We start from the raw sequence: 23,882 nt of genomic DNA, 5'->3' as shown, positions 1-23,882 counted from the left end.
CTGCCTCGTTTACTTTCCGATGCAGAAATTTGCGAATATCTCGCCAAGCAACTGATCCGAGGAAGGTGTTTGCGTAATCTCGTCGAGCGACTTCATCGCATCCCACAAATCCTGGGCTGCAAGCTCGCCTGCCGACCGTTGCGCGAGCGCTTCGTGCGCCTGCGCAACGAATTCACTGGCACGTCTCATTGCGGAAAGATGTCGTCGCCGTGCGAGGAAAAGCCCTTCTTCATTCACTTCATAGCCCGCAATCCGCTTTATTATTTTATAAACTTTTTTCATACCCAAGCCAGTTAACGCGGAAACATGGACCTGTAGGCACGATTCCGACTCGATCGCCGGGCGAACATCCCCGATCAGGTCTGTCTTGTTCCATACAACGGCGCAATGCGCGCGGTCCAATTTCCCGATCTCCTTCAAGTCCTCATCATTCGCCCCCTGCTCGCTGTCGATCACGTAAAGCACGATGTCCGCCGACTGCATCGCCTGCCTGGCACGCGAGATCCCCTCCTTTTCAATCGCGTCGGAAACATCACGCAAACCCGCTGTATCAACCAGCCGTACCGCCAGTCCGCTCACATCGACAGTCACATCGACCGTATCGCGGGTAGTTCCGGGCTGTGGCGTTACAATAGCCCGTTCCTGCAGTGCCAACCGGTTGAAAAGACTTGATTTTCCAGCATTAGGGCGGCCTGCTATCACAACCGTAATCCCCTCGCGCAACAGATTGCCCGCGGTTGACCGGTCGATCAGGTCGGTCAGGTCCTGGTGGATCTGACTGATTGACGCGGCAATATCGGAATTCGCCAGGAAATCAATCTCCTCTTCCGGGAAATCGATTGCCGCCTCGATGAACATCCTCAGATTGACGATTTTCTCCACAATCCGGTGTGCCCGTTCGGAAAACTCCCCGCTCAGGGAGCGCATGGCAGATTGCGCAGCGACCGCGGTCGAGCTATTGATCAGATCAACCACCGCTTCGGCCTGAGCCAGATCCAGCTTGCCATTCAGAAATGCCCGGCGGGTATATTCTCCCGGGTCCGCCAGTCTTGCGCCCAGTTCCTGCAGCCTCGACACAAGCACATTGAGCACAACCGGACTTCCGTGGCATTGGAATTCACATACGTCTTCGCCGGTGTAGGAGCCAGGCGCAGGAAAGAAAAGTAAAACGCCCTCGTCGATCAGGCTGCCATTGTCGCTAAAGAATCCACTGAATATCGCCTGTCGCGCAACCACGTCCCGGCGTGTTACGGCACGCGCCAGATCGGATGCCTTCGGCCCCGAAACCCGGATGATTCCAATGCCACCGATCCCGGCAGGGGTTGATATCGCCGCTATGGTATCGGCTTCAGCAATCAGATCGCCGCCAACTTTTTGGTGATGTACCACTGCTGCGCAATTGAGAGTACATTATTGACGAGCCAGTAGAGCACAAGGCCGGACGGGAACCACAAGAAGAAAAATGTAAACACGATCGGCAGGCTCATCATGATGTTTTTCTGCAGCGAGTCCAATGGAGTTGGATTCAGAAATTGCTGTGCAAACATTGATGCGCCCATCAATACCGGCAACACGTAGAACGGATCGGCTCGAGACAGGTCGTTAAGCCAGAAGATGAACGGCGCCTGGCGCAACTCGACACTCTCAAGCAAGACCCAGTAAAGCGCAATGAAAACAGGTATTTGAATCAATATTGGAAGACAGCCACCGAGCGGATTGATCTTATCTTTCTTATAGATCTGCATCATCTCCTGATTCAGTTTCTGCTTGTCATCACCATATCGCTCCTTCAGGGTCTTGAGCCTCGGCTGAAGTTTTTTCATTTTGGCCATCGACTTGTAACTGGCAGCCGACAGCGGATAGAACACAATTTTCACCAACAGTGTCAGAAGAATGATTGACCATCCCCAGTTTTTCACGACATCATTGATTTTCTGCAACACCCAGAATAGAGGCGAGGATACTGGCGTCAGCCAGCCATAATCTACCGTCAGGATCAGACCTTCTGAGGGATCCTTGATCCGGTCCTGCTCCTTTGGCCCCACATAAATCTGGGTTCGCAGTGATGCGACCGAGTTGTTCTCGACTACAGTCGGGGTTCGGGCGACGTAGCCGGCGAGATAGCGTGTCTCTCCGCTGGCATCACGAAGCGGCCTGGTATAGAACTCATATGGTGCGTTTTCGTAAGGCAGCCACGCGGTCATGAAGTAATGCTGCAGCATTGCCACCCATCCGGATTCCGTCTCAAACGCCGGACTGTCATTTCGAATTTCCTTGTAGTCGATCTTATCGTATTTGTTCTCAGGCGTATAAAGCGCCGCTCCCTTGTAGCTTGGCAAAGCCTTGAAAAACAGGAATCCCTCGGACTCCTCGACATACTCGGTGCTCAGATATTGTCCATATTGATAGGCTTCCAATCGACTTCCGCTTTGGTTGTCGACGGTGAATTCAACATCAATGAGATAGCTGTCCCGATAGAATGTGAAGGTTTTCAAATAGTTGACGCCTTCAGGAGATGTCCAGCGCAATGGCACCTCAAGCGAACTGTCCGAATCAGACAGTACATAGGACTGCGCCTCGGCGGTAAATTCTGTCTTGTGATTTGGAAATGCACCACCCGTTCCGACCAGGCCTGACTGCGCAACCAGGATTCCGGGACCGGTATCCGTCAGCAACCTGAACGGCACATCCGGCATATCAACCTCAACTGGGTATTCGGGCAGCTTCGCTTCCCGTATCTCACCGCCATAGGTATCAATCTCAACTTTCAGGAGATCAGTCAGAATCTTGATCCGTTGTGTTGATTCCAGCGCAGAACTCTCGGCTGAACCTCCAACCGCCGGTACAGGTGCCGAAGGTGCGGATGGAACGGCAGGCGCATCGGAAACCTCACCGGTTGCGGCACTCTGGGGCTGGTCTGTCGAGGAGGGTGATGTCGGAACACCCGGAGCCGCGTCGGTTTGGGTAACCTGCGCAACCCGCGCCTTTTCGTCCTGAAAATTCAGCCACGCCTGCCAGATCAGCATCAGGATCAGCCCGAGCGAAATGGCCAAAAGTGCACGCCGAAAGTCCATCACTGCTCCTTGCCGGCTTGCGGTACCGGGTCAAATCCGCCTGGATGCCAGGGATGGCATCGGCCGATCCGACAGATCGCGAGGAACGAACCTTTCATCGCGCCGTGTTGACTGATCGCCTCGACCGCATAGCTGGAGCATGTCGGGTGAAATCGGCAGCACGGACCGAACAGCGGGCTGATTAGATATTGGTAGCCACGGATGGCCAGAATAAAGATTCTTCTCAATTTTCCAACTGTTTGAATAGTTTGATCAGTCTGTTTCGCAATTCAGAATTCGGAGCTGATTCACAGGCACGGTGCGCAATGATCACCATGTCGCGATCGATCAGATTGTGCCGATGGGTTCGGAAACACTCACGGATCTGACGCTTGATTCGATTTCGCTCAACTGACTTTTTCGATACCCGGCGCGAAACAACAACCCCCAGACGTGGGCCTGTTCGGTTGGTTCCGCCGTGCACCAGAACCCGAAAATACCGGTTTGAATACTGCCTGTTGTTGTCGAAAACCGTCCGATAATCAGCACGCCGCTTTATTCGGAGGCTTCCTGGAAAGCAATGTTCTCTCGGTGTCGGGTGTTTTTCATGCACTGAGCCTTGAGCGGCCTTTCGCTCGTCGTGCATTGATCACGGCCCGACCGCCACGGGTTCGCATGCGGGCACGAAACCCGTGTTTGCGTTTTCTCTTCAAATTGCTCGGTTGAAAGGTACGTTTCATAATTTCAAACCACGATATTCTGTTTTCAATTGTGCTGTCCGGATGTTTCGACAACGCAATCCGTGTTCCCTGGAATGGATTGCAACTGCCAAATTATAGCAATCCAGTACCAAACGGACTTAAAATTTCCAGCCGCCGACGGCAGGGGCAGGTCAGTCTACTTCAGATTCGAAGCGTGGAACGCAATGTGGTCGGCAATGAAACTGGAGATGAAATAATAGCTGTGATCATAGCCCGGCTGCATGCGCAATTCGAGAGGTTGGCCATTATCATTGCAAATGGACGACAGCAGTTCCGGTTTGAGCTGATCGGTGAGAAAATTGTCAGCATCTCCCTGATCAACAAGAATCTTACCGCTTCGGTGACCGTTGCCGATCAATTCCACTGCATCGTATTGAGCCCAGGCGCTGCTGTCATCACCAAGATACCCGCTCAGCGCTTTTTGGCCCCACGGACATCGAGTCGGCGAACAGATCGGTGAGAAGGCGGAAATCGATCGGAAAAGCTGCGGATTTCTCAAACCGATGGTCAATGCACCATGCCCGCCCATCGAATGCCCGGTAATTCCCTGTCTTGACGAATCGACAGGAAATCGTTCGCAAACTGTATATTGGAGTTCCTCGGTGATATACGAATACATCCGGTAGTGATCACTCCAGGGCGCCTGGGTGGCATCCACGTAAAAACCGGCTCCCGAGCCGAAGTCGTCATCCTCGCTCTCAATACCGGCACCTCTCGGACTGGTGTCAGGGGCCACAATAATCATTCCATGCTCCTCGGCAAATTTCTGTGCACCTGACTTGACCGTAAAATTCTCTTCGGTACATGTCAGTCCGGACAGGAACCACAAAACAGGAAGTTTCCCCCGCCCGGCTGATGAGGATACAAACACCGAAAATTGCATCGGGGTCCGGGTATGCCGGGACTGGTGGCGATAAATGCCCTGCACACCGCCGAAACAGCGGTGCTCGCTGACAACTTCCATGACGAAACTGCTAGAACTCGACGACGCTGCGGATGGACTTGCCCGCATGCATCAGATCAAACGCATCATTGATCTTGTTCAAGGGCATCTTGTGGGTGATCAGATCATCAATGTTGATCTTTCCATCCATATACCAATCGACTATCCTGGGAACATCGGTCCGACCCTTGGCACCACCAAACGCAGTGCCGCGCCAGACCCGGCCGGTGACAAGCTGAAATGGTCGCGTGCTGATTTCCTGACCCGCGCCGGCAACACCGATGATGATACTCTCACCCCAGCCTTTATGACAGCATTCGAGCGCTTGCCGCATCAGCTCAACGCTCCCGACACACTCAAAACTGAAGTCAGCGCCGCCGCCTGTCAGTGACACCAGATACGGCACAATGTCGCCTTCAACCTCATTCGGATTGACGAAATGGGTCATCCCGAAACTTTCCGCAAGGACTTCGCGTGCCGGATTGATGTCCACCCCGATAATCATGTCAGCACCGGCAATCCGCGCGCCCTGGACAACGTTAAGACCGATTCCGCCAAGACCAAACACGACCACATTATCGCCCGGTTGTACCTTGGCGGTATTCATGACCGCACCGATTCCGGTGGTCACGCCGCAACCGATGTAACACACCTTGTCGAACGGTGCATCCTCGCGAATTTTCGCAACCGCGATTTCAGGTACGACCGTGTAATTCGAAAATGTTGATGTTCCCATATAGTGAAACAGAGGCTTGCCGCCCAGTGAAAATCGGCTGGATCCATCAGGCATGAGGCCCTGACCCTGTGTTTCCCGAATCGCCTGGCACAGGTTGGTCTTCCCGCTGGTACAGTACTCACATTGCCGGCACTCGGGCGTGTATAGGGGAATGACATGATCACCAACCTTTACGCTGGTCACTCCTTCACCCACCTCAACCACCACACCTGCGCCTTCATGACCCAGTACCGCCGGAAACAGTCCTTCGGGATCTGCACCGGACAGTGTGAATTCATCGGTATGGCAAATGCCGGTGGCCTTGATCTCCACCATGACCTCTCCGGCCTTGGGGCCGTCAAGATTTATCGTCTCAATTTCAAGTGGTTTGCCTGCTTCATAGGCTACCGCAGCGTTCGTCTGCAAAATTCACCCTCCGTTATTCAGTCTGATGGCTTTTCGGTCGATTATATTGAACTGAACCCGACCCGCATTGAATTCAGACAGTATACCAACATAACAGGTTGCCTGATTGCTCATGCGGTCCGCTTCTGGTCCCGGCGGTGAGGATTGTTTGTGATCAAACCGGCATGGATGAATCAGAATCGTCCAATTATCTTGTGTTTTCGTGTTCCGAATCAATCACTTAAGCTCGCATAGAATTGCTGTCAAACTACCTGAAAACTACCCTCGGATTGACTTTCAATCAAACTTTTCGTCCATCACATTCATGGAATCACGCCGGGGATCGGGGATCGAAAATTCGAACGGCTTATAAAATCAATCTGTTAGCAACAGCATGAAAAATCGCACTCAAAAATGTTGACAGACTGCCCGAACTGTGCGTTACAATCGACTAACGAGCATCACACTCGACCCGAGTGCCAAAGCACCGGATTTTCGTGCAACAAAAGTTGCCTTTCGAACCGAATTAAAGAATTAGAAATGGTCTGAAAGTTATGCCTTCTACTCTATGGAAACAAACTCTTTCTCGTTTAGAGCAGGATCACAATGAGGCCGAAGTGACGGCTTGGCTGCGCTCCCTGAGCGCGGTAGAGTCGGGCACTTCCCTTGTACTGAACGCACCGAACCGCTTTACCAAACGGAAAATCGAATCAAACTACCTTCCGAAAATTGCCGAAATCGCTGAGTTTCTCACCGGCCAGAAGTACGATATTTCAGTCAAGATCGGCATGGCGTCAAATTCCGCGGTCATTGCCGAAAAAGACTCGTTCAGTCGTAAATCCAATTCAAGCAGCCGCCATACGGCGGCAACGAGCCACAGACAACCGTTTGGATTCGAAAAACTTACCGCAGAATACACCTTCGACCAGCACGTGGTGGGAGAGTCCAATCAGCTGGCGCGATACATGGCACAAAGAGCAGCTGAGGAACCGGGGCTGCGTGACCACAACCCGCTTTTCATCTATGGGGATGTCGGGAACGGAAAAACACATCTGATGCAGGCCGCCGGACACGAACTGATGCGGCGATTCCCGGACAAGCAGACACGCTACGTTCGGGCCAACAACTTTGTGCGTCATCTGGTCACACTGATGAAAAGAAAGGACAGCGAGAGCATTGAGCGGTTCAAGAATTTCTACCACGATCTTGATGTCCTGCTGATTGACGATATTCATCACTTTGCCGGCGCGGATGTCTCGCAGCAGGAATTCCTGCATACCTTCAACGCATTGCTGGAAGGAAACAAGCAGATCATCATCACGAGCGACCGGTTTTTCAAGGAGATCCAGAGTGTGGAGGACCGGCTCAAGTCCAGGCTTGGACAGGGTATCGCGATCCGGGTCAAGCCGCCGGAGCTCGAGACCCGCATCGCCATCCTGGAATCCAAGGCCGAAAGACGCGGCGTGGAACTGGATCCGGAAGTGTCAAGGTTTGTCGCCGAGAAGATTTACGGCAGTGTGCGCGAACTTGAAGGCGCACTCAACCAGCTGATCGCCAGTCACCGATTCACCAACAAGGGAATCACCATCACCGTCGTCAAGCAAGTCCTTTATGACATGCTCGAGTTCAATGCTCGCCCCATCGACATCCCGACGATCGTGCGGGAAGTTGCCCGGTTTTACCGAATCCGGGTGGACGACATTCTTTCAAACAGCCGCAAGGCGAACATTGCGCGGGCCCGGCATGTCGCCATGGTCCTGTCGAGAAACCTGACAACCCACAGCCTTCCCCGAATTGCCAGGGAGATCGGCGGCAAGAACCACACAACAGTGGTTCACGCAAGCAAGAAAATCGACACCCTGCTGGAGAAAGACAGCGAATTCAAGACCGAGTTCAACACCCTGAAAGACATCCTGTCGTCCTGACCTGTTCAGCCACCATCGACGATTTTTTTGACAGCGGTCTGTACGTATTTCAGTGTATAATGTGTGCATAAGTTTTCGAGGTTCTTCAAAAACCGAAAAACAGGTTTGTCGATACACATTTTCCCAACCTTTTTTCAGAAAGTTCTGAACAGGCATCAGTCGACCTAACTGTATGATTGTGTTGGCTGAGTTTCACTTGTTCCGCTTATACACAAGCCTAACAAAAACATAATTAATTCCTTTAGAAGTTTTATGCACTTTATTGTTGAACGAGATCAGATTCTCAATCCGCTGACCCGAGTCAACACCGTTGTTGATCGCAACCCCACCATTCCGATTATTGCCAATATTCTACTGACTGTTGATGAAGATAAAAACGGGTTCCAGCTGACGGGTTCCAATATTGAGATCGAGATCAGTGAGCACGTACGCGATGTAGAGGTGACCGAGTCCGGAAAAGTCGCTTTTCTCGGACTGACCGTGCAGGAATTCTGTCGGCAGCAACCGAAAGGCTGCAGATTGAAGTTTGAGTTTTCAGACGGGATGGTGAACATCAACAAGCTGGACGACGCTACCGGTTCTGAATCCGAAGCCGCTGAAAGTTCCGACGTGGAGAGCCGTCGCAGCCATCTGAGCCTGCAGACTATGATGCAGGATTCATCAGTCGGCCCGTTTCCGATCCTGGACACAGGCAATTGGGACATCAGCTTTCAGATCAGTCGGTCCGACCTGATGACCATTGTACAGCGCGCCCAGCACGCGATGGGATCGCAGGATTTGCGTTACTACCTCAACGCAATGCTTTTCGAGATGACCGATTCCGAGTTGCGGACGGTGGCTACAGATGGCCATAGAATGGCCGTGTGCCACACTGAAGTGGTGACCGGACTGAACGAAAGCACACACCGCGCCATTGTGCCTCGAAAAACCGTGTTGGACCTGAGCAAGCTGCTCGGCGACTTTTCCTCGCCGATTACATTGCAGTTCAACGAAAACCACGTCCGGGCGGGCACACCGAACATCACGTTCACCTCGAAACTTCTGGAAGGAACCTATCCGGACTGGCGGGGTGTGATTCCGGCGAATCTATCGCGTGTGTTCCAGGTCACCCGGGAAAGCATAACTGCGTCGCTTCGCAGAGTTGTCGGGATTCTGGGACCGGAGGTGCCGGCAACCATGAAAGTTGAGGACGGCACCTTGAGACTTCATGCCCAGTCATCCCGAAATTCACAAGCTGAGATCGATGAACTGCTGGGCATTGAACAGCACGGGGAAGCCCTGTTGTTTCAGGTCAACGGCAAGTATCTGCTGGACATTTTCGAGGTCATGAAAGAATACGACAAAGTCGAGTTCAACCTGAAAAACGCCCAGTCAGCATGCCTGCTCAAATTTCCGGGAAATGAGTCCTCAAGTTTTCTTGTGATGCTGTTGAAGGATCGCTAAGACCGAGAGCTTGGTTTTGGCCAGCCCATCCGGCCGACGATCCAGCCGAAGGCCGATGCATATTTAGAATATATCAGTTTCTGTCCAGATGACTTCAGACAAACCTTTGAACGACAGCTACGATCACACTAAGATCCAGGTACTGCGCGGGCTCGAACCGGTGCGCACCCGGCCGGGCATGTATATCGGGGATACCGATGACGGTACCGGCCTGCACCACATGGTAACGGAAGTGGTCGATAATTCGATCGACGAGGCCTCACAGGGATTTTGTGATCAGATCATTACGACCGTGCACGCCGACGGCTCAGTCTCAGTATCTGATAACGGCCGCGGAATTCCGACCGGAATCATGGAGGGCGAGGGCGAGAATGGCGAAGACTTGCCAGGTGCCACGATCATCATGACGATCCTGCATGCCGGTGCGAAATTTGACGATCTCTCCTACGATACATCGGGCGGGTTGCACGGTGTCGGCGTGTCGGTTGTCAATGCACTGTCAGAGTATCTGTCCATGACCATTCATCGCGAGGGCGAGATTCACTTCCAGGAATTTCGTGACGGCGTACCGGTGGAGCCGCTGAAAGTGATCGGTGAAACCGAACTTGCAGGCACCACAATCCGATTCCTGCCCTCTGTCGAAGTGTTTTCAGATATCGAATTCCGATTCGATATTCTGCGCGAGCGGCTGAGGGAGCTGTCGTATCTGAATCCCGGCGTACAGATTGAACTGATTGATGAACGTGACGGCCAGCATCAGGTCATGTGTCACGAAGGCGGTATCGTTGAGTTTGTCTCGGAAATGAATCGTTTGCGACATCCGCTGAACGAGACGGTGATTTCGGTAAGCGATGACAAGGATGGAGTCCAGGTCAGCGCTGCCCTGCAATGGTGTCAGCAATATTACAACGAGAACATCCGTTGCTACACCAACAATGTGTATCAGCGCGACGGCGGTACCCACAACACCGGATTCCGCACCGCGGTTACCAGGACCATCAGGGGATACATGGACAATCACGGGCTCAGCAAGAAGGTCAAGGTGACCGGGGAAGATACCCGGGAAGGCCTGACCGCGATCCTGTCGATCAAGTTTCACGATCCGAAGTTCTCTTCCCAGACCAAGGACAAGCTGGTTTCTTCGAACGTCGAGGGTGCAGTGCAGTCAGTCGTATCGGAAAAACTGGCCGAATACCTGGAAGAGAATCCGAAAATCGCCAAACTGATCGGCGAGAAGGTCAACAACGCGGCAGCCATTCGGGAGAAATCGCAAAAGGAAAAGGCGATGGCCCGCAAGAGCGCCTTTGAGTCGACCAGTCTGCCCGGAAAGCTGGCTGACTGTCAGGAGAAGGATCCGGCTGAAAGCGAACTGTTCCTTGTCGAGGGCGAATCCGCCGGCGGCTCGGCCAAACAGGCCAGGGATCGTAAGTTCCAGGCGATTCTGCCATTGAAGGGGAAAATCCTGAATGTCCAGAAAGCCTCGATTGACAAGATTGTGCGCTCCGATGAGATTCAGACCCTGATTGCCGCATTGGGCACAGGTGTACAGCCTGATTTTGAGATCGATAAATTGCGCTATCACCGAATCATCATCATGACGGATGCCGATGTGGACGGGTCACATATACGCACCTTGCTTCTCACGTTCTTTTACAACAAGATGCCCGCCCTGATCGAGGGTGGTCATCTGTATATCGCCCAACCACCGCTTTACAAGGCGAAATACCGCAAGACGGAAAAGTACCTTAACGACGATCAGGAATTGAACGGGTACATCCTGGAAGTCGCGGTCAACGACAGCGAAATCCGATTCAGCGGCGCAGACGACGTGAACCAACAGTCCCTGACCGGCGATGCGCTGGAACGGCTGTGTCAGCTTCATGTCACCGCCAGGAACGCCTTCAATTCACTGAAACGAACGCTTGACAGCGATGTTCTCAGTGTGATCAGCAAGACATCAGTGCTGGACGCAGCAAGATTCGAAGATGAATCCTACGTGAATACGGTTGCGCGGGAATTAAGGGAAAATCTGGCGCAGGAACTCAATGGCAATGCGCACTACGAAGTTGAAGTCGAGTCGGACGGCGGGAAGAACGGGCATGAGCGTTACCGGTTGCGAATCGTCAAGGAGAATCTCGGCGACAAAGTTGAGTTCAGGGTTGACGACAAATTCATCCGATCACAAGCCTTCAAGTCGATTGTCAGACTCGAGCAAGAGTTGAGCAAGTATGCGCAAGGCACGGTCGAAGTCATCAAGGGCGGCAAGTCTGTCAGTAACTTGAGCTTTTCCAAAGCGCTCGACTGGCTGCTTGATGACGCACGCGACGGCATTTCCATCCAGCGCTACAAGGGACTCGGCGAAATGAACGCAGATCAGTTGCGAGAGACTACGATGGATACCAGCGAGCGTATGCTACGGAAAGTCAGGATCGAAGACGCCATGCGAACAGACAGGGCATTTGAGGTGCTGATGGGCGACGATGTGCTTCCAAGACGCGAGTTCATCGAGACCGAGGCACTGTCAGTCCAGAATCTGGATATCTAAACCTTCCCGCTGTCAGTGCAGGGTGCTGTGCGCGGACAGCACGAATTGCGGAATTTCCGCGTCGAAGCTCTCGCCCTTATCGGTGACCATGTGATAACTTCCTTTCATCGTCCCCACCGGCGTCTGCAGCACGGCACCACTCGTGTATTCGAAGGCATGTCCCGGCAACAGATGAGGCTGCTCACCGACTACTCCATCTCCGCGAACGTGCTCCACTTCACCGTTGCCGTCGGTAATGATCCAATGTCGCGTCATCAACTGCACGCCAACGGTTCCCGCGTTGGTGATTGTAATGACATAGGCAAACAAGAAGTTATGTTCTGCCGGTTTGGAATTTTCGGCTATGTAGTGCGTTTCGACTTGTATGTCGATCTTGTGGACGTCGGTCATGGTATTCGTGACTCGGTGCTGTTCAACCATTAATTGTAAGATGTAAATTTTCGATCAGTTGATCAAGTTTCAGAGTATTCCGTGTTCCGGTCAAGGGCAAGCCGGTTACTTGCAGGCGACCTGGGTGATGGCAAACGACTCGCCATCCAGACGTGCCGCGCTCAGGCAACGTCCCCAGCAACAACCTGAATCCATGGCAAGGATTCCAGGCTGCTGATAGACGCCAAGCGTCGACCAGTGACCAAATACGATCGTCGGTCTGATTTTCACTCGTCCTGGAAACTCAAACCACGGTACGAGGTTTTTCTGTTGCTTGCCTCGGGTCCGAACTTCCTTGAAGTCAAGTTTTCCGTTTCGCTTCACATATCGCATGCGGGTGAAGACGTTGACCAGGATACGCATGCGGTCCCAGCCAGCCAGGGTATCCGACCAGCGACGGGGCTTGTTTCCAAGCATATGCATCAGAAATTCCGCGCGCCCGGAACCGGCGATCACCTGCTCGGCCTGTTTTGCGTGCATCAGAATATCGTCATGGGTCCAGAAAGGATGAACACCGGCATGTACCGCAAGAATGTTCAGTTCCGGTTCGTCAATCACCAACGGCTGTCGGCAGACCCACGCAAGAATTTCCTCGCGGTCAGGTGCGGAAAGTACATCGGTAAAGGTATCGCGTTCGCGCGCCTCGACAATGTTTTCCAGCACGCCAAGCAGATAAAGGTCGTGGTTGCCGAGCACAGTCCTGACCGAGGACGCATGGGACATGGCAAAACGTACCACATCCAAGGAATTCGGGCCGCGATTGACCAGGTCCCCAAGCAGGATCAGACGATCGCTTTCAGGCGAAAACCGGATGCGGTCAAGTAGACGCAATAGATCGTTGTAGCGACCCTGAATGTCGCCGACAGCATAAGTTGCCATGCACAAAGGTGTTCGAAGGAGAGTGAGGAATCCTAAGGATTACAGATCGTGTTCAGGCGGGCTTGCCGATAGCTTTCCCGGGCAAACAGATACGGGTCTGGTTGCTGGTCAAGCAGCTCGGTGAATGGCAACAGACGGGCCCGGCTATCAACCGCAGAACCGACTTGGACAAAGAGTTGATGTTCTGACTTCTTGATACGTTTTTCCACATAGGTCACTTGCAGATGGATCGCAGAGCCGGCAGTATCTCTCATATTGCTCGGACCTGTAAATGGCCAGACAACGTACGGACCCTCACCGACTCCCCAGGCCCCTAGCATATGGCCAAAATCGTAGTCGTTGTACGGAATTCCAGCATGACCTGCCAGATCAATCAGGCCAAGCAAACCCAGAGTCGAATTCATTGTGAATCGTATGCTGGATTCGGCCGTTATATCCGTCCTTCCCGCCAACAGGGACGAGACTATATTTCTCGGTTCCTTGAGGTTTCTGTAAAAACTGGAAACACTGGTTTCCACCGGATCGGGTGTTATTGCTTTGTATGTTCTGGCGACAGGTTGATAGATCGCTTTGTCCGTACTCTCGTTAAACTCAAACATGTCGCGATTGAATGATTCGAGCGGATCATGCGTCTCTTGGTATTCTTCCGGATCCAGTGCGTTGCAGGCGACCGGCGTTTGAAGTGTCGCACAGCCGGTGAGCGCCCAAAACGATGAGACGGCGAGGACGCACAAGATGTGACGTGTGCAAACTTTCACTGGTTACGACAATGCCGGGTTGAGCGTGTAGGTGCCGACCAGCGAAGCTTGATCGAGGATGTGGCCCTGCATGGCCTCAACAACTTCCTGTCCTGTAAATGAGCCACTGACCGACAGGCATTGAACATCCAATGCATAGATTGTGAAATGGTAGTGGTGAATGATGCTGTCGTTCCATGGCGTGCAGGGACCGTCGTAGCCAAAATACTCACCACCCATGGCTTCATCACCAGCAAACCAAAGTGTGTAATCATTGACGCCATGACGCATGCCTGACGGCACAGCATCCGCCGATTTTCCGCAAGGCGTGACCTCGTTGCTATGGGACCCCGAAGCAATTTCGGACTCTGATGCCGGGATATCAGCCAGTACCCAATGATAGAAATCAATTCTTGGCAAATCCGCAGGTACTGTTTTTCCGGCCTGGTTGACATCGTCAGGGCGACTCGGAACGTCCGGGTCACAGCAAAGCAGCGCGAAAGACTTGACTCCGCTCGGTACGTCAGCCCATTTGAGGTGCGGATTGCGATTGGAAGAAAGCCCGGCATGGGAATTGGAGTCTGGCTTGCAGAAAGCCAGCAATTCCGGAATTTGCTCTCCATTGTCAAAATCTGTGCTAGATAGTATCATTTTATGACCTTGAAAAAACGAAGAAAAAATTGCGACATCACGCTTATTTTATTCAAATTCATCGCATTGGGTTACCGCGATTGATATCAGAAATGGCTCCTTCATGAGCACCCGATTCTCCGCAGCTTGTCTGATCACCTGGCTGTCACTGACGGTTGTATTCTGCAACCTGGCCGGCGCGTCCTCGATTGAGGAAACCGCGAACAGACTATTCAAGGCCTTCACCAAGACCAATCAACTCGAAACTGGTCTGGATGTCAGTCCTGTCGCGGGCGTCGCGGTTCAGGATTACTACATTGCCTTGCTGCGACCGACCTGGGGGATGGATGTCGGATTCTCGGCGGTCAGCGTCGGTGGCAGCGAAAGCCCGCTGACCGGAATCCTGCTGGAAAACATGTTCACCGGCACTCGCTCGGTCATCGATCGCTCGTATGGAATTGACATGCGAGCTGCGCCGGAACTGCTGTTTCGTGTCGGTTCTGCCGAACTGAATGATGCGATCGACAGAACAGAAGCGCTGGCATCACTGCAATCTGTAATTCCAGGGGTTCGGTTGTCCGATGCCCTTTTGGCCGACGGTACGCAACACCACCATGCGGTAACCTCTGCAGCAAACCTGGAAGTGCGAATGTGCGTGCTTGGTGGCGAATTGAAACTTGCTGGCAGCACAGATTGGATTGATCAGCTTGCCGACTACTCGGTTGTAATGTACGACCAGAACAAGACAACCATTACCGATTACCGCCATTCGGCGGCGAAGCATCCTCTGGATCTTGTACTGGAGGTGCGCGACGCGCTGGCACATCGAGGCATACAGGTGCAGCGGGATGACCTGATTGCGTTGGGCCCACTCACGGACGGCGTATCCGTAGAGGAGTTGAGCCGCTTGCGGGCAGTCTTTCACGGTCTGTCGGACGACCAACCGCTTGTGATCTATATGGGCTTTCGGTGAACTGCCGCAAGTTGGGCTCGAAACACACCGACTTGACCATTCCGTTCGCATTCATCAATCGGATACAAGGCGGTTTGGGATCCGGGCCAAGTTTCCATTTACTTTTTGATACCCCTTCCCGGTATGGACTGTAAGGGTCTGATCTTTGCATTGGGACGACAGTCGCAGGCTTCTTTGCCCATAACGGTAACCGGAAACCGTACAGAATCAGCCGATGACATTCCCCGCGTGTGTTTTACCATTGAAGTGATGGCATCGGCCGGTATCAGAAAAATCCTGATCGGAGCAACGCCCGAAAATCTGATCCGTCACCGGGAGGCCGTTCGTCAATACGCGGACCTCAAGGCCGAACTATCCTACCTGGTGTTGGATGAGGACGCAGGAGTGTCCCGCGGTCTGCTGTCAGCCAGTGAATTCGCATCACGGTCAAGTCTCATGATTGCCGACGCAGGGCTGTATTGCGAAGGGCGGGGGCTTTCTTCGAGACTGGCGACTGTATTGCATCATTGCAAGGGTGTTACGGCATTCAGGATGCGCGGCTGCCTTTCCATGGAAGGCGAGTTGGTACCCCGCATGCTGGTGCTGGATGCGCGGGTTCGAGACAAGTTGCGTGCACAGGACGCTGACCAGCTGACTGAAATTTCGGCCCTGAGGAAATTCTGTGCAATCAACTTCGGATATACGGAGTGCGACTTTGAGGACAGCAGTCACTTCGTCGATCTGAACGACTGTTCCGAAGTGGATGAGTCGATTGTGGCAAACGCGCTGGCAGAAATTCGACCTGCGCCATCCAGCTGAATGCCGATGTCACACGCAGGCGACTGCGAGTGGCGGATTGTTTGTCGGTGGATGTGAGGCACCCATCAACTCGTCGAGTCAGCAATGATTGAAATCCCCTCAAGCACAAGATTCGGCATGTATTCGAACTTCTTTGAGGTGTGTTGTTGAATGATCGGTGCGTCTCCGCCAGTGATCAACAGCCTTGAGGACTCGCCGGCAACTTCACGATACTTGTCAACCAGCAACTCAATTCCACCCACAGATGAGAAGATCACACCGGTGGCAACAGCCTCTGTGGTTGCTGTGGCTGGTATCACGGCAGGCATCTGATCGGAAGATTCACGGACGCCCGGTGCCCGTCGATAAAGAGAGTCCATGGCCAGTCCAATTCCTGGCATGATTGATCCGCCGATAAACTCCGCCGAGTCGGACAGCGCATCGACAGTCACGGCTGTACCGCAATCGACAATAATCGTCGCGGTTCGAGTTGTGTGCCAAGCAGCGATGGCGGCCACCCATCGATCAGCGCCAAGCTGATGGACTTGCCGGTAACAGTTCTTGACGCCGCATTGTTCTGGCTGGGAGAAGATCTCAACCGGATCCAGACCCCATATCGGACGTACACAGTTCCGAAACCTTTCGGATACATCCGTTCCTGCGACATTGACGAAGTAAATTCCTGTTACTCCGCCCAGCGGACGCAAATATTCTGTAATGCAAGATTCAAGCGACGATGAATCAAACGATCCGTGCCGATCTCCAAATAGCCACTTGACGTATTGGTTACCGATATCAACCAGAAGATTCATGATCTCGATTCCTGTGGCGCAAAGGTGCCTGGCTCAATAATGAAAGATGAAAAAGCTGGGAGAATTGAAGTTGGACGGACTGCGGTCGCTTGCTCTCAGTCGACAATATGATAACTGCTTCGCCGGCACTGCGCGGGCGGACCTGTCAGGTCAGCCGACACGCGTCACAATGAATGTCAGGGTGGCGACGGAAACCAAGGTCGACAGAAGTATGGAAGCAGAAGTGCGAGCGACGTAGATGTTGTATTGCTGAGCGAGTATATAGGCGGTGACGGCAACCGGCATGGCCGCTGCGATTACGGCGCTTCTTGCCCAGCCTTCGTCAACGGAAAACAGATGACTCATGGCAAACCAGATCAGCAGAGGATGGATTACAAGCTTGATCAGGCTGATGACAAAAATCTGCAGCTGCAGGAATTCAGCACGGTCCTCATCGATGCTTGAGCCAAGTGCGAACAGCGCGCAAGGAGCCGCCGCGGATCCAAGCAGTACTACAAATCGATCAGCTGCTTCCGGAACCTGTAATCCTGACAATGAGAGCATCGCTCCCAAAACTGCCGCAACAATCAAGGGGTTCTTGATCACCGACAGGATCGATGCAGTGTAAACGTTACTGCTTGATTCTTTGCGGCCGGTCTCAGACTTTTCAAGCATCATCGAGGCCAGCGGAAGCATGACGGCAAGATCAATTGTCGTGCACACAATCACCGGCACGCTGGCATCCTGTCCGAAAGCGATAATCACAAAGGGCAGGCCGAAATAGCCGGTATTGCCGTATATGCACGCGGTTGCGAACACCACAGACAGGCTCCGTCCCAATTGAAATACCAGTCGGGCAACCAAAAAAGACAGAAAGAACAGTGTGAATGCCACACAGAGATAGGCGACCACGAATGTCAGCTGAAACTGATCCTCAAGGTCAGACTGAGCCATCAGCGAAAATGTCAGTACCGGCAGCGCGAAATAATAGACAAATCGATTGAGCCCTGTGCGTCCCGCGGAATCAATAATTTTCCGCCGCGACGCAATAAATCCGCACGCGATCACAGCGAAGAAGGGAATAATGATCAGAAAAGTTGTCATGCGCTACGACATCCGATGAAATTGCGAATCACGGTTTATACTGTATCGCACGACCAGGTCGGCCAAATAGTTGGAATTCGAAAAAGATGAACTATTGCAGTTTTTGTGGCGAGACGGTATCAAGGAAAGTGCCCAGAGGCGATAATCTTCCGCGATATGTCTGTGACAGCTGTGACGCGGTACATTATCAGAACCCCAAGATCGTCACGGGCTGCATCGTGCAATGGGAAGAAAAGATTCTATTGTGTCGAAGAGCGATTGACCCGCGATACGGATTATGGACCATTCCCGCAGGGTTTATGGAGCTAGGTGAGACGATTCACGAAGCGGCCGCACGAGAAACCTATGAAGAAGCGAGGGCGGTGGCGCAGATCGATGAATTGTTCGCGGTCTATAACATCCCACATGTCAGCCAGGTTTATTGCATCTATCGTGCACATCTCGAATCGCCGGAGTATTCGCCAGGTGAGGAAAGCCTCGAGGTCGAACTGTTTTCTGAAGATGAGATTCCTTGGGAACTATTGGCATTCCAGGTCGTCCGGGAGAGTCTCATCCGCTATTTTGAAAGCCTGAAAACAAACGATAACAGGCCATACGTGGACGACATCATCAGGAAGCGTCGCTAATCCTCAGCCAGCAATTGCCTGCACATCGACAGCGCTTGTTGCAGGTAACCGCTGCCAAACAGATTCAGGTGGTTGAGGATATGGTATAGGTTGTAGATGACCTGCCGTTGCGCCCAACCCGACGGCAGCGGCCACTCCCTGTGATAGCTTTCGTAGAAAGACTCCGGAAACCCACCAAAGAGCCGGGTCATGGCAAGATCGGTTTCCCGGTCCCCGACATAGACGGCAGGGTCGAATACAACCGGTACCCCACCATCTATAAATCCACAGTTGCCCCGCCATAGATCGCCATGAAGAAGCGATGGTTCGGGCTTGTGTGAGTCAAGTATTGCTGTGACACGGTCTAGAACCTGATCCCGCAATGCTCCCACACTTGTGCTGAACCCGTTGTTGCAAGCCCGTTCGAACTGACAATCCAGACGCATGTCGCGGAAGAACGCCGCCCAGCTTTGCCGCCTCAAGTTGATCTGAACGGTTGCGCCCAGGTAGTTTTTGCGATGCCACCCAAAGGACCCGTCAGCGGGCAAACGGTGGAGCCTGGCGAGATCATGTCCCAGACGATCGAAGTCCGGATGGCTATGATTGAGCGCAAGATATTCGACGATGAGAAATCCAAACGCTTGCGTCCGGCTGCAAGCCACGAGTCGCGGAACCCGTATCGAATCCGCGGCCGACAACGCTTTCAGTCCGTCGGCTTCCGCTTCCGTATAGTCATGGTCGGCACTTAACTTGAGGAAATACTGATTGGATTCGCATTCGATGGCGTAATTCCAGGAAAAACTGCTGTTTGACAGGGCGGTGACAGTCCGGACTTCATCCTGAAGGCACGCACTGACATCGTCCCACAAGGGTGCTTTCGGATTGACCGCATCCATCAGGCTACCTGTAGTCATACAGACCGAGCGTGATGGTCTAAAATTGATTCAGACTGTCCGCCGGCTGAGATTGGGAGAAGGCACAAATTGAGTAGCATTTTATCGCAAAGTTCAGATGCCGAAACACTGCGCATTGTTCGGGTCGCGATACCGATACGTCACATGGACCTGTTTGATTACCAGTGCGAATCTCATGAGTCAGCGAAAGTGGGGTGCCGGGTTGTTGTTCCGTTCCGACGCGGAACGCGTCTGGGGATTATCGTCGAACACCCGCGCGAGTCGAAATTCGAGTCCAGCAAGATCAAGTCTATCATTTCAGTAATTGAGACTGAACCGGTCATCGACGAGGACCTGCTTCGCACTTTGCAATGGTCATCTCAATACTACCACCAACCGATCAGTGAGCTTATCTGGGCGGCGTTGCCAAGCGCGATCCGAAACGGAAAGTCACTACAGCCAAACGTCGAAATGGGTTATGTTCTGACCGAGACCGGATGCAATCTTGACATCGGCGAACTGTCGAGAGCAAGGGTGCAAAGTGGCATCGTTGAGATACTGAAGTCCGCGGGCGAGCCCGTCGATCGGACACAAATCAGTCGCGCTGGAAAAAGTTGGCAAAGCGCACTGCGCCAGTTGATGTCCAAGCAGCTGGTCGAGGCGCAGCCACTGCACAGTGCCCAATACGCCGGCGCCGCGAACCTGTTGCAGGATCTTACGCCGGCGCAAGTCAGTGCGGTCGAAACGATTGTCAGCACGCTGGATGTCTATCAGTGTTTCCTGACCCATGGAGTCACCGGCAGCGGCAAGACCGAAGTGTATCTCCACGCCATAGACAGGATTTTGCGCGACGGTGGGCAGGCCCTGTTGCTGGTTCCGGAAATCGGACTGACTCCACAACTCGAACAGCGAGTCAATCATGCACTTGGAATCACTGCTTGCTGCTTTCATTCCGGAATGACAGACTTTCAGCGACACAAGACCTGGTGGGCCGCTCGTACCGGAGAAGCCAAAGTCGTGATCGGAACGCGGTCTGCGGTCTTTCTTCCATTTCGCAAACTCGCGATGATCGTCATCGACGAAGAGCACGACACATCGTACAAGCAACAGGAGCGGGTGCGCTATCACGCACGGTCAGTTGCAATCCACCGAGCCGCGACGTTGAGGATTCCGCTGGTTTTCGGGACTGCGACGCCGTCGATTGAGACTGTCTACGCCGCGCAGGTCGGTCGACTTGAAACGATTGATTTGCCTGAGCGCGCGACAAACATCCGGATGCCGTCCATGAACCTCATCGATCTCAACAGATCGATTCTCAAAGACGGCGTGGCGGTACCGCTATTGAGCGAAATCGAAAAGCGACTGCATCGTCAGGAACAGAGCCTGATATTCATCAATCGTCGTGGATTTGCGCCGGTGTTCATTTGTTTTGACTGCAAATGGACAGCAACTTGTGCCAATTGCGACGCCAACGTCATTTATCACATTGTCGATCAGAAATTGCATTGCCACCACTGTTTCGCGAGATACACGCCGCCAAGCCGATGTCCTGACTGCATGTCAGAACGAATCAGTCAGCTGGGAGAGGGGACGCAGCGTATTGAACAACTGCTGCGAAGTGAGATTCTCGGCGCGCGCGTAATGCGAATTGATCGCGATACCACCCAATCCTACGCTGAGTTCGAAAGGAAGTTCCAACGTATCCACAACCGCGAAGTGGACATCCTTATCGGCACGCAGATGTTGTCGAAAGGGCATGACTTTCCGAATGTCACTTTGGTTTGCATCCTCAATGTCGATGCCGGGTTTTTCAGTATGGACTTTCGTGCGACAGAGCATATGATTCAGCAAGTACTGCAAGTTGCCGGCCGAGCCGGCCGATTTGAAAAACCTGGTGACGTCTATATACAGACGCTGTTTCCGGACCATGAGGTGTTTTCCAGCCTGCTGACTCACAATTACCTCCAATTTTCCTCGCAAGAACTGGATCGGAGGAAGGCGGCAAGACAACCGCCTTATTCCCACTATGCGTTACTTCGCGCGAATTCTCCAAAAGCGGGAAAAGAGCTGGATTTTCTCAACCAGGCATTTGACAACGCTACAAGCATTCTGAGACTTCAATCCCATTGCGGCATAAGGCTATTTGATATAGTACAGTCCCCGATACAGAGAATATCCAACAGGCATCGGGCGCAACTGCTCGTATCGGGCGAAAATCCCAGGTCAATGAGGGAGTTTCTCGGGATCTGGACCCAAATGCTGCGAAAAATTCCTCAAAGAGGCCAGTTGCGCTGGAGTCTGGATGTCGACCCTATCGACTTGATGTGAGTCTCCAAACTGCATGAAAGCGAAAATACAGGACCTGCTCGCGCAATCCATTGAACATCTTGCGGCATCGGGAGAACTGTCGGCTGAAGCTGTTCCCGAGCATTGTCCGGTCGAGGCGTCACGTCGTGCCGGTCAAGGCGATTACGCAACCGGCGTGGCAATGAGCATGGCGCGTGCAAGCGGTATGAAGCCGCGTGAGCTGGCGGAAAGAATACAGGCCAGCCTCCCGTCGGCGCAATTTCTGGAACGGACCGAAATTGCCGGCCCCGGGTTCATAAATTTCTTCATCGCGAAACAGGCCCTGACAGGCTTGGTCGGCGAAATACTCAAACGCGGTGACGATTTCGGCAAGTCATCACCTGGCACAGCCGGCCGTATCCTGCTTGAGTTCGTCTCCGCCAACCCGAACGGTCCGCTGCATGTCGGACACGGTCGCGGAGCAGCCTTCGGCGATGCGCTCGCACGGTTGTTGCGGGCGGCTGGCCACCACGTGGATACCGAATACTATGTGAATGATCTCGGCCGACAAATGGATATCCTGTGTGTAAGCGTCTGGATCCGTTATCTGCAGCTCCATAACCTTGATGTCAAACTTCCGGATAACGCCTACCAGGGTGAATACATCATTGAAAGCGCTCAGAATCTCAAAGTCCGGCAGCACGCTTCGCTTGTGTGTTCGGACTGTGCCCGGTTCGATGTTCAACTCGAAGACGGGGATGCTGTCCTGACCGAGTTGATCAGCTGCACCAGACAATTTTTGGGAGAGAACGCCTACTTTCAGTTGCGCGACGATGTTCTCGCAGACATGATGGAGATGATTCGGTCCGATCTCACGCGTTTCGGAGTTCAGCACGACCGGTGGTTTTTTGAAAGCCAGGTGTCGAAGCACGGTGATGTAGAGCGTGCGATCAGACAATTGCGGGAGCGCGGTTTTCTTTACGAGGCGGACGGCGCAACCTGGTTCCGTTCCAGTGGATTCGGCGATGAGAAAGACCGGGTGGTGGTTCGGGCGAACGGCGATCTCACTTACTTCGCATCCGACATTGCCTATCACCTGGATAAGTTGAGACGGGATTATGATCTTGTGATCAATATCTGGGGTGCCGATCATCACGGCTATGTCACCCGGATGAAAGCGGCGATGGAGGCCTGTGGCGAGGATCCACAGCGGCTTCAGATCCTGCTGGTTCAATTTGCAACGCTTTATCGCGACTCTGTCAAGGCGTCGATGTCGACACGAACCGGAGAGTTTGTGTCGCTGAAGGAACTGATTGAGGAAACCGGTCGGGATGCGGCGCGATTTTTCTATATCCTGCGCAAGTCCGAGCAGCATCTTGATTTCGACCTTGAACTCGCAAAACGGCAAACCGGCGAGAACCCGGTCTATTACGTTCAGTACGCCCATGCAAGAATCTGCAGCGTCGTGCGACAGTTGCACGAGCGCGGTCTCAATCGAACCGACGGCGACCATTCCCTGCTGACAGAGGATTCGGAATTGGATCTGCTTCGACGCCTTTCGCGTTTTCCAGACGTGGTCCACAGCGCTGCGAACGACTATGAACCACACCAGGTTGCGTATTATCTGAGGGACGTTGCAACTGACTTTCACTCCTTTTATAACAAGGAGAGAATTCTCGACTGTGCGGACGCATTGCGTTGTGCGCGGCTTGACTTGATTGATTCAGTTCGGCAGGTGCTTGCGAACGGTCTTGATATCATTGGGGTGTCCGCGCCCACATCAATGTAAGTTATTGATAAAATATAAATAGTTGACACTTACCGCCCAATGATATATAGTTTCCCAGCGATGCAAGTGGTAATGGAGCAGTCTCCATTGAGGCAGTTATCGAGTCCCGACACCGCAGTGCAGCCAACGCAAACTCATTATCTCAGCGCAAATCCATTGGCAACAGGCCGGCGTTCACCGGTCAGATCAGGATACAGGC

General features: G+C 53.0%; 21 protein-coding genes. 8 read left to right on the top strand and 13 right to left on the bottom strand.

The window, feature by feature from the left end; translation table 11 throughout:
• Positions 1-9: 9 nt before the first annotated feature.
• From mnmE to OXI60_11105, 6 genes are all read right to left on the bottom strand, one after another.
• On the bottom strand, positions 10-1,389 hold the full coding sequence (gene mnmE / locus OXI60_11130) for a tRNA uridine-5-carboxymethylaminomethyl(34) synthesis GTPase MnmE (GenBank protein MDE0310361.1): 1,380 nt from the start codon (positions 1,387-1,389) through the stop codon (positions 10-12).
• On the bottom strand, positions 1,356-3,074 hold the full coding sequence (yidC, locus tag OXI60_11125) for a membrane protein insertase YidC (protein ID MDE0310360.1): 1,719 nt from the start codon (positions 3,072-3,074) through the stop codon (positions 1,356-1,358). The genes mnmE and yidC overlap by 34 nt, the downstream gene beginning before the upstream one ends.
• Positions 3,074-3,319 (bottom strand): membrane protein insertion efficiency factor YidD, encoded by a 246-nt coding sequence (gene yidD, locus OXI60_11120; protein ID MDE0310359.1) that lies wholly within the window; start codon positions 3,317-3,319, stop codon positions 3,074-3,076. The genes yidC and yidD overlap by 1 nt, the downstream gene beginning before the upstream one ends.
• A gap of 339 nt (positions 3,320-3,658) precedes the next feature.
• Complete coding sequence (rpmH, locus tag OXI60_11115) at positions 3,659-3,793, bottom strand: 50S ribosomal protein L34 (protein MDE0310358.1); 135 nt, start codon at positions 3,791-3,793, stop codon at positions 3,659-3,661.
• Between the two features lie 157 nt (positions 3,794-3,950).
• Positions 3,951-4,778, bottom strand: a complete 828-nt coding sequence (gene fghA, locus OXI60_11110; GenBank protein ID MDE0310357.1) for an S-formylglutathione hydrolase — start codon at positions 4,776-4,778, stop codon at positions 3,951-3,953.
• Between the two features lie 10 nt (positions 4,779-4,788).
• Entirely contained in the window at positions 4,789-5,901 is a 1,113-nt protein-coding gene (locus OXI60_11105; GenBank protein MDE0310356.1) for an S-(hydroxymethyl)glutathione dehydrogenase/class III alcohol dehydrogenase, read from the bottom strand.
• Positions 5,902-6,431: 530 nt separating this feature from the next.
• On the opposite strand from OXI60_11105, the gene dnaA reads away from it, so the two are divergent.
• The 3 genes from dnaA (at position 6,432) to OXI60_11090 (ending at position 11,790) form a co-directional block, all read left to right on the top strand.
• Positions 6,432-7,802, top strand: coding sequence for a chromosomal replication initiator protein DnaA (gene dnaA, locus OXI60_11100; GenBank protein MDE0310355.1), 1,371 nt, complete (start codon positions 6,432-6,434; stop codon positions 7,800-7,802).
• Positions 7,803-8,054: 252 nt separating this feature from the next.
• Entirely contained in the window at positions 8,055-9,245 is a 1,191-nt protein-coding gene (gene dnaN / locus OXI60_11095; GenBank protein MDE0310354.1) for a DNA polymerase III subunit beta, read from the top strand.
• Between the two features lie 88 nt (positions 9,246-9,333).
• Positions 9,334-11,790 carry a DNA gyrase subunit B gene (locus tag OXI60_11090; GenBank protein MDE0310353.1) on the top strand — a complete coding sequence of 819 codons (2,457 nt, stop codon included), beginning with the start codon at positions 9,334-9,336 and terminating at the stop codon, positions 11,788-11,790.
• A 12-nt stretch (positions 11,791-11,802) separates the two neighbouring features.
• On the opposite strand, the gene apaG is transcribed toward OXI60_11090, so the two are convergent.
• The 4 genes from apaG to OXI60_11070 form a co-directional block, all read right to left on the bottom strand.
• Entirely contained in the window at positions 11,803-12,180 is a 378-nt protein-coding gene (gene apaG, locus OXI60_11085; GenBank protein MDE0310352.1) for a Co2+/Mg2+ efflux protein ApaG, read from the bottom strand.
• A gap of 105 nt (positions 12,181-12,285) precedes the next feature.
• Positions 12,286-13,098: a symmetrical bis(5'-nucleosyl)-tetraphosphatase gene (locus OXI60_11080; protein MDE0310351.1), complete on the bottom strand. Its 813-nt coding sequence runs from the start codon at positions 13,096-13,098 to the stop codon at positions 12,286-12,288.
• Between the two features lie 32 nt (positions 13,099-13,130).
• The gene (locus tag OXI60_11075) at positions 13,131-13,856 is read right to left on the bottom strand and encodes a VacJ family lipoprotein (protein MDE0310350.1); all 726 of its coding nucleotides are present in this window, start codon (positions 13,854-13,856) and stop codon (positions 13,131-13,133) included.
• Positions 13,857-13,859: 3 nt separating this feature from the next.
• Positions 13,860-14,486 (bottom strand): YbhB/YbcL family Raf kinase inhibitor-like protein, encoded by a 627-nt coding sequence (locus tag OXI60_11070; protein ID MDE0310349.1) that lies wholly within the window; start codon positions 14,484-14,486, stop codon positions 13,860-13,862.
• A gap of 103 nt (positions 14,487-14,589) precedes the next feature.
• On the opposite strand from OXI60_11070, the gene OXI60_11065 reads away from it, so the two are divergent.
• Entirely contained in the window at positions 14,590-15,438 is an 849-nt protein-coding gene (locus OXI60_11065; protein MDE0310348.1) for a hypothetical protein, read from the top strand.
• A 123-nt stretch (positions 15,439-15,561) separates the two neighbouring features.
• Positions 15,562-16,236, top strand: a complete 675-nt coding sequence (locus tag OXI60_11060) for a hypothetical protein (GenBank protein MDE0310347.1) — start codon at positions 15,562-15,564, stop codon at positions 16,234-16,236.
• 65 nt (positions 16,237-16,301) lie between these two features.
• Here OXI60_11060 and OXI60_11055 read toward each other — a convergent pair whose 3' ends face one another.
• Both OXI60_11055 and OXI60_11050 read right to left on the bottom strand, forming a co-directional pair.
• Complete coding sequence (locus tag OXI60_11055) at positions 16,302-17,027, bottom strand: type III pantothenate kinase (GenBank protein ID MDE0310346.1); 726 nt, start codon at positions 17,025-17,027, stop codon at positions 16,302-16,304.
• 150 nt (positions 17,028-17,177) lie between these two features.
• Positions 17,178-18,110, bottom strand: coding sequence for an AEC family transporter (locus OXI60_11050; protein ID MDE0310345.1), 933 nt, complete (start codon positions 18,108-18,110; stop codon positions 17,178-17,180).
• Between the two features lie 86 nt (positions 18,111-18,196).
• Between OXI60_11050 and OXI60_11045 the strand changes: the two genes are divergently transcribed.
• Positions 18,197-18,736 carry an NUDIX hydrolase gene (locus tag OXI60_11045; GenBank protein ID MDE0310344.1) on the top strand — a complete coding sequence of 180 codons (540 nt, stop codon included), beginning with the start codon at positions 18,197-18,199 and terminating at the stop codon, positions 18,734-18,736.
• Here the strand turns inward: OXI60_11045 and OXI60_11040 are convergent.
• Positions 18,733-19,629: a fructosamine kinase family protein gene (locus OXI60_11040; protein MDE0310343.1), complete on the bottom strand. Its 897-nt coding sequence runs from the start codon at positions 19,627-19,629 to the stop codon at positions 18,733-18,735. The two genes, OXI60_11045 and OXI60_11040, sit on opposite strands and share 4 nt — an antisense overlap.
• Before the next feature lie 69 nt (positions 19,630-19,698).
• Between OXI60_11040 and OXI60_11035 the strand changes: the two genes are divergently transcribed.
• Positions 19,699-21,936, top strand: coding sequence for a primosomal protein N' (locus tag OXI60_11035; GenBank protein ID MDE0310342.1), 2,238 nt, complete (start codon positions 19,699-19,701; stop codon positions 21,934-21,936).
• A 13-nt stretch (positions 21,937-21,949) separates the two neighbouring features.
• Positions 21,950-23,683: an arginine--tRNA ligase gene (argS, locus tag OXI60_11030; GenBank protein MDE0310341.1), complete on the top strand. Its 1,734-nt coding sequence runs from the start codon at positions 21,950-21,952 to the stop codon at positions 23,681-23,683.
• Positions 23,684-23,882: the final 199 nt, after the last annotated feature.

It is taken from the genome of Acidiferrobacterales bacterium (assembly GCA_028820695.1).
Taxonomy (GTDB): Bacteria; Pseudomonadota; Gammaproteobacteria; order Arenicellales; family JAJDZL01; genus JAJDZL01.
The sequence above is the reverse complement of the archived record's forward strand: the minus strand, read 5'-3'. Positions and strand labels throughout refer to the sequence as shown.

Excerpts from the sequence above, each read along its gene's own strand:
- yidC (MDE0310360.1), bottom strand. The coding sequence starts at position 3,074 with ATGGACTTTCGGCGTGCACTTTTGGCCATTTCGCTCGGGCTGATCCTG.
- rpmH (MDE0310358.1), bottom strand. The coding sequence starts at position 3,793 with ATGAAACGTACCTTTCAACCGAGCAATTTGAAGAGAAAACGCAAACAC.
- fghA (MDE0310357.1), bottom strand. The coding sequence starts at position 4,778 with ATGGAAGTTGTCAGCGAGCACCGCTGTTTCGGCGGTGTGCAGGGCATT.
- dnaA (MDE0310355.1), top strand. The coding sequence starts at position 6,432 with ATGCCTTCTACTCTATGGAAACAAACTCTTTCTCGTTTAGAGCAGGAT.
- dnaN (MDE0310354.1), top strand. The coding sequence starts at position 8,055 with ATGCACTTTATTGTTGAACGAGATCAGATTCTCAATCCGCTGACCCGA.
- OXI60_11090 (MDE0310353.1), top strand. The coding sequence starts at position 9,334 with ATGACTTCAGACAAACCTTTGAACGACAGCTACGATCACACTAAGATC.
- apaG (MDE0310352.1), bottom strand. The coding sequence starts at position 12,180 with ATGACCGACGTCCACAAGATCGACATACAAGTCGAAACGCACTACATA.
- OXI60_11080 (MDE0310351.1), bottom strand. The coding sequence starts at position 13,098 with ATGGCAACTTATGCTGTCGGCGACATTCAGGGTCGCTACAACGATCTA.
- OXI60_11070 (MDE0310349.1), bottom strand. The coding sequence starts at position 14,486 with ATGATACTATCTAGCACAGATTTTGACAATGGAGAGCAAATTCCGGAA.
- OXI60_11065 (MDE0310348.1), top strand. The coding sequence starts at position 14,590 with ATGAGCACCCGATTCTCCGCAGCTTGTCTGATCACCTGGCTGTCACTG.
- OXI60_11060 (MDE0310347.1), top strand. The coding sequence starts at position 15,562 with ATGGACTGTAAGGGTCTGATCTTTGCATTGGGACGACAGTCGCAGGCT.
- OXI60_11055 (MDE0310346.1), bottom strand. The coding sequence starts at position 17,027 with ATGAATCTTCTGGTTGATATCGGTAACCAATACGTCAAGTGGCTATTT.
- OXI60_11050 (MDE0310345.1), bottom strand. The coding sequence starts at position 18,110 with ATGACAACTTTTCTGATCATTATTCCCTTCTTCGCTGTGATCGCGTGC.
- OXI60_11045 (MDE0310344.1), top strand. The coding sequence starts at position 18,197 with ATGAACTATTGCAGTTTTTGTGGCGAGACGGTATCAAGGAAAGTGCCC.
- OXI60_11040 (MDE0310343.1), bottom strand. The coding sequence starts at position 19,629 with ATGACTACAGGTAGCCTGATGGATGCGGTCAATCCGAAAGCACCCTTG.
- argS (MDE0310341.1), top strand. The coding sequence starts at position 21,950 with ATGAAAGCGAAAATACAGGACCTGCTCGCGCAATCCATTGAACATCTT.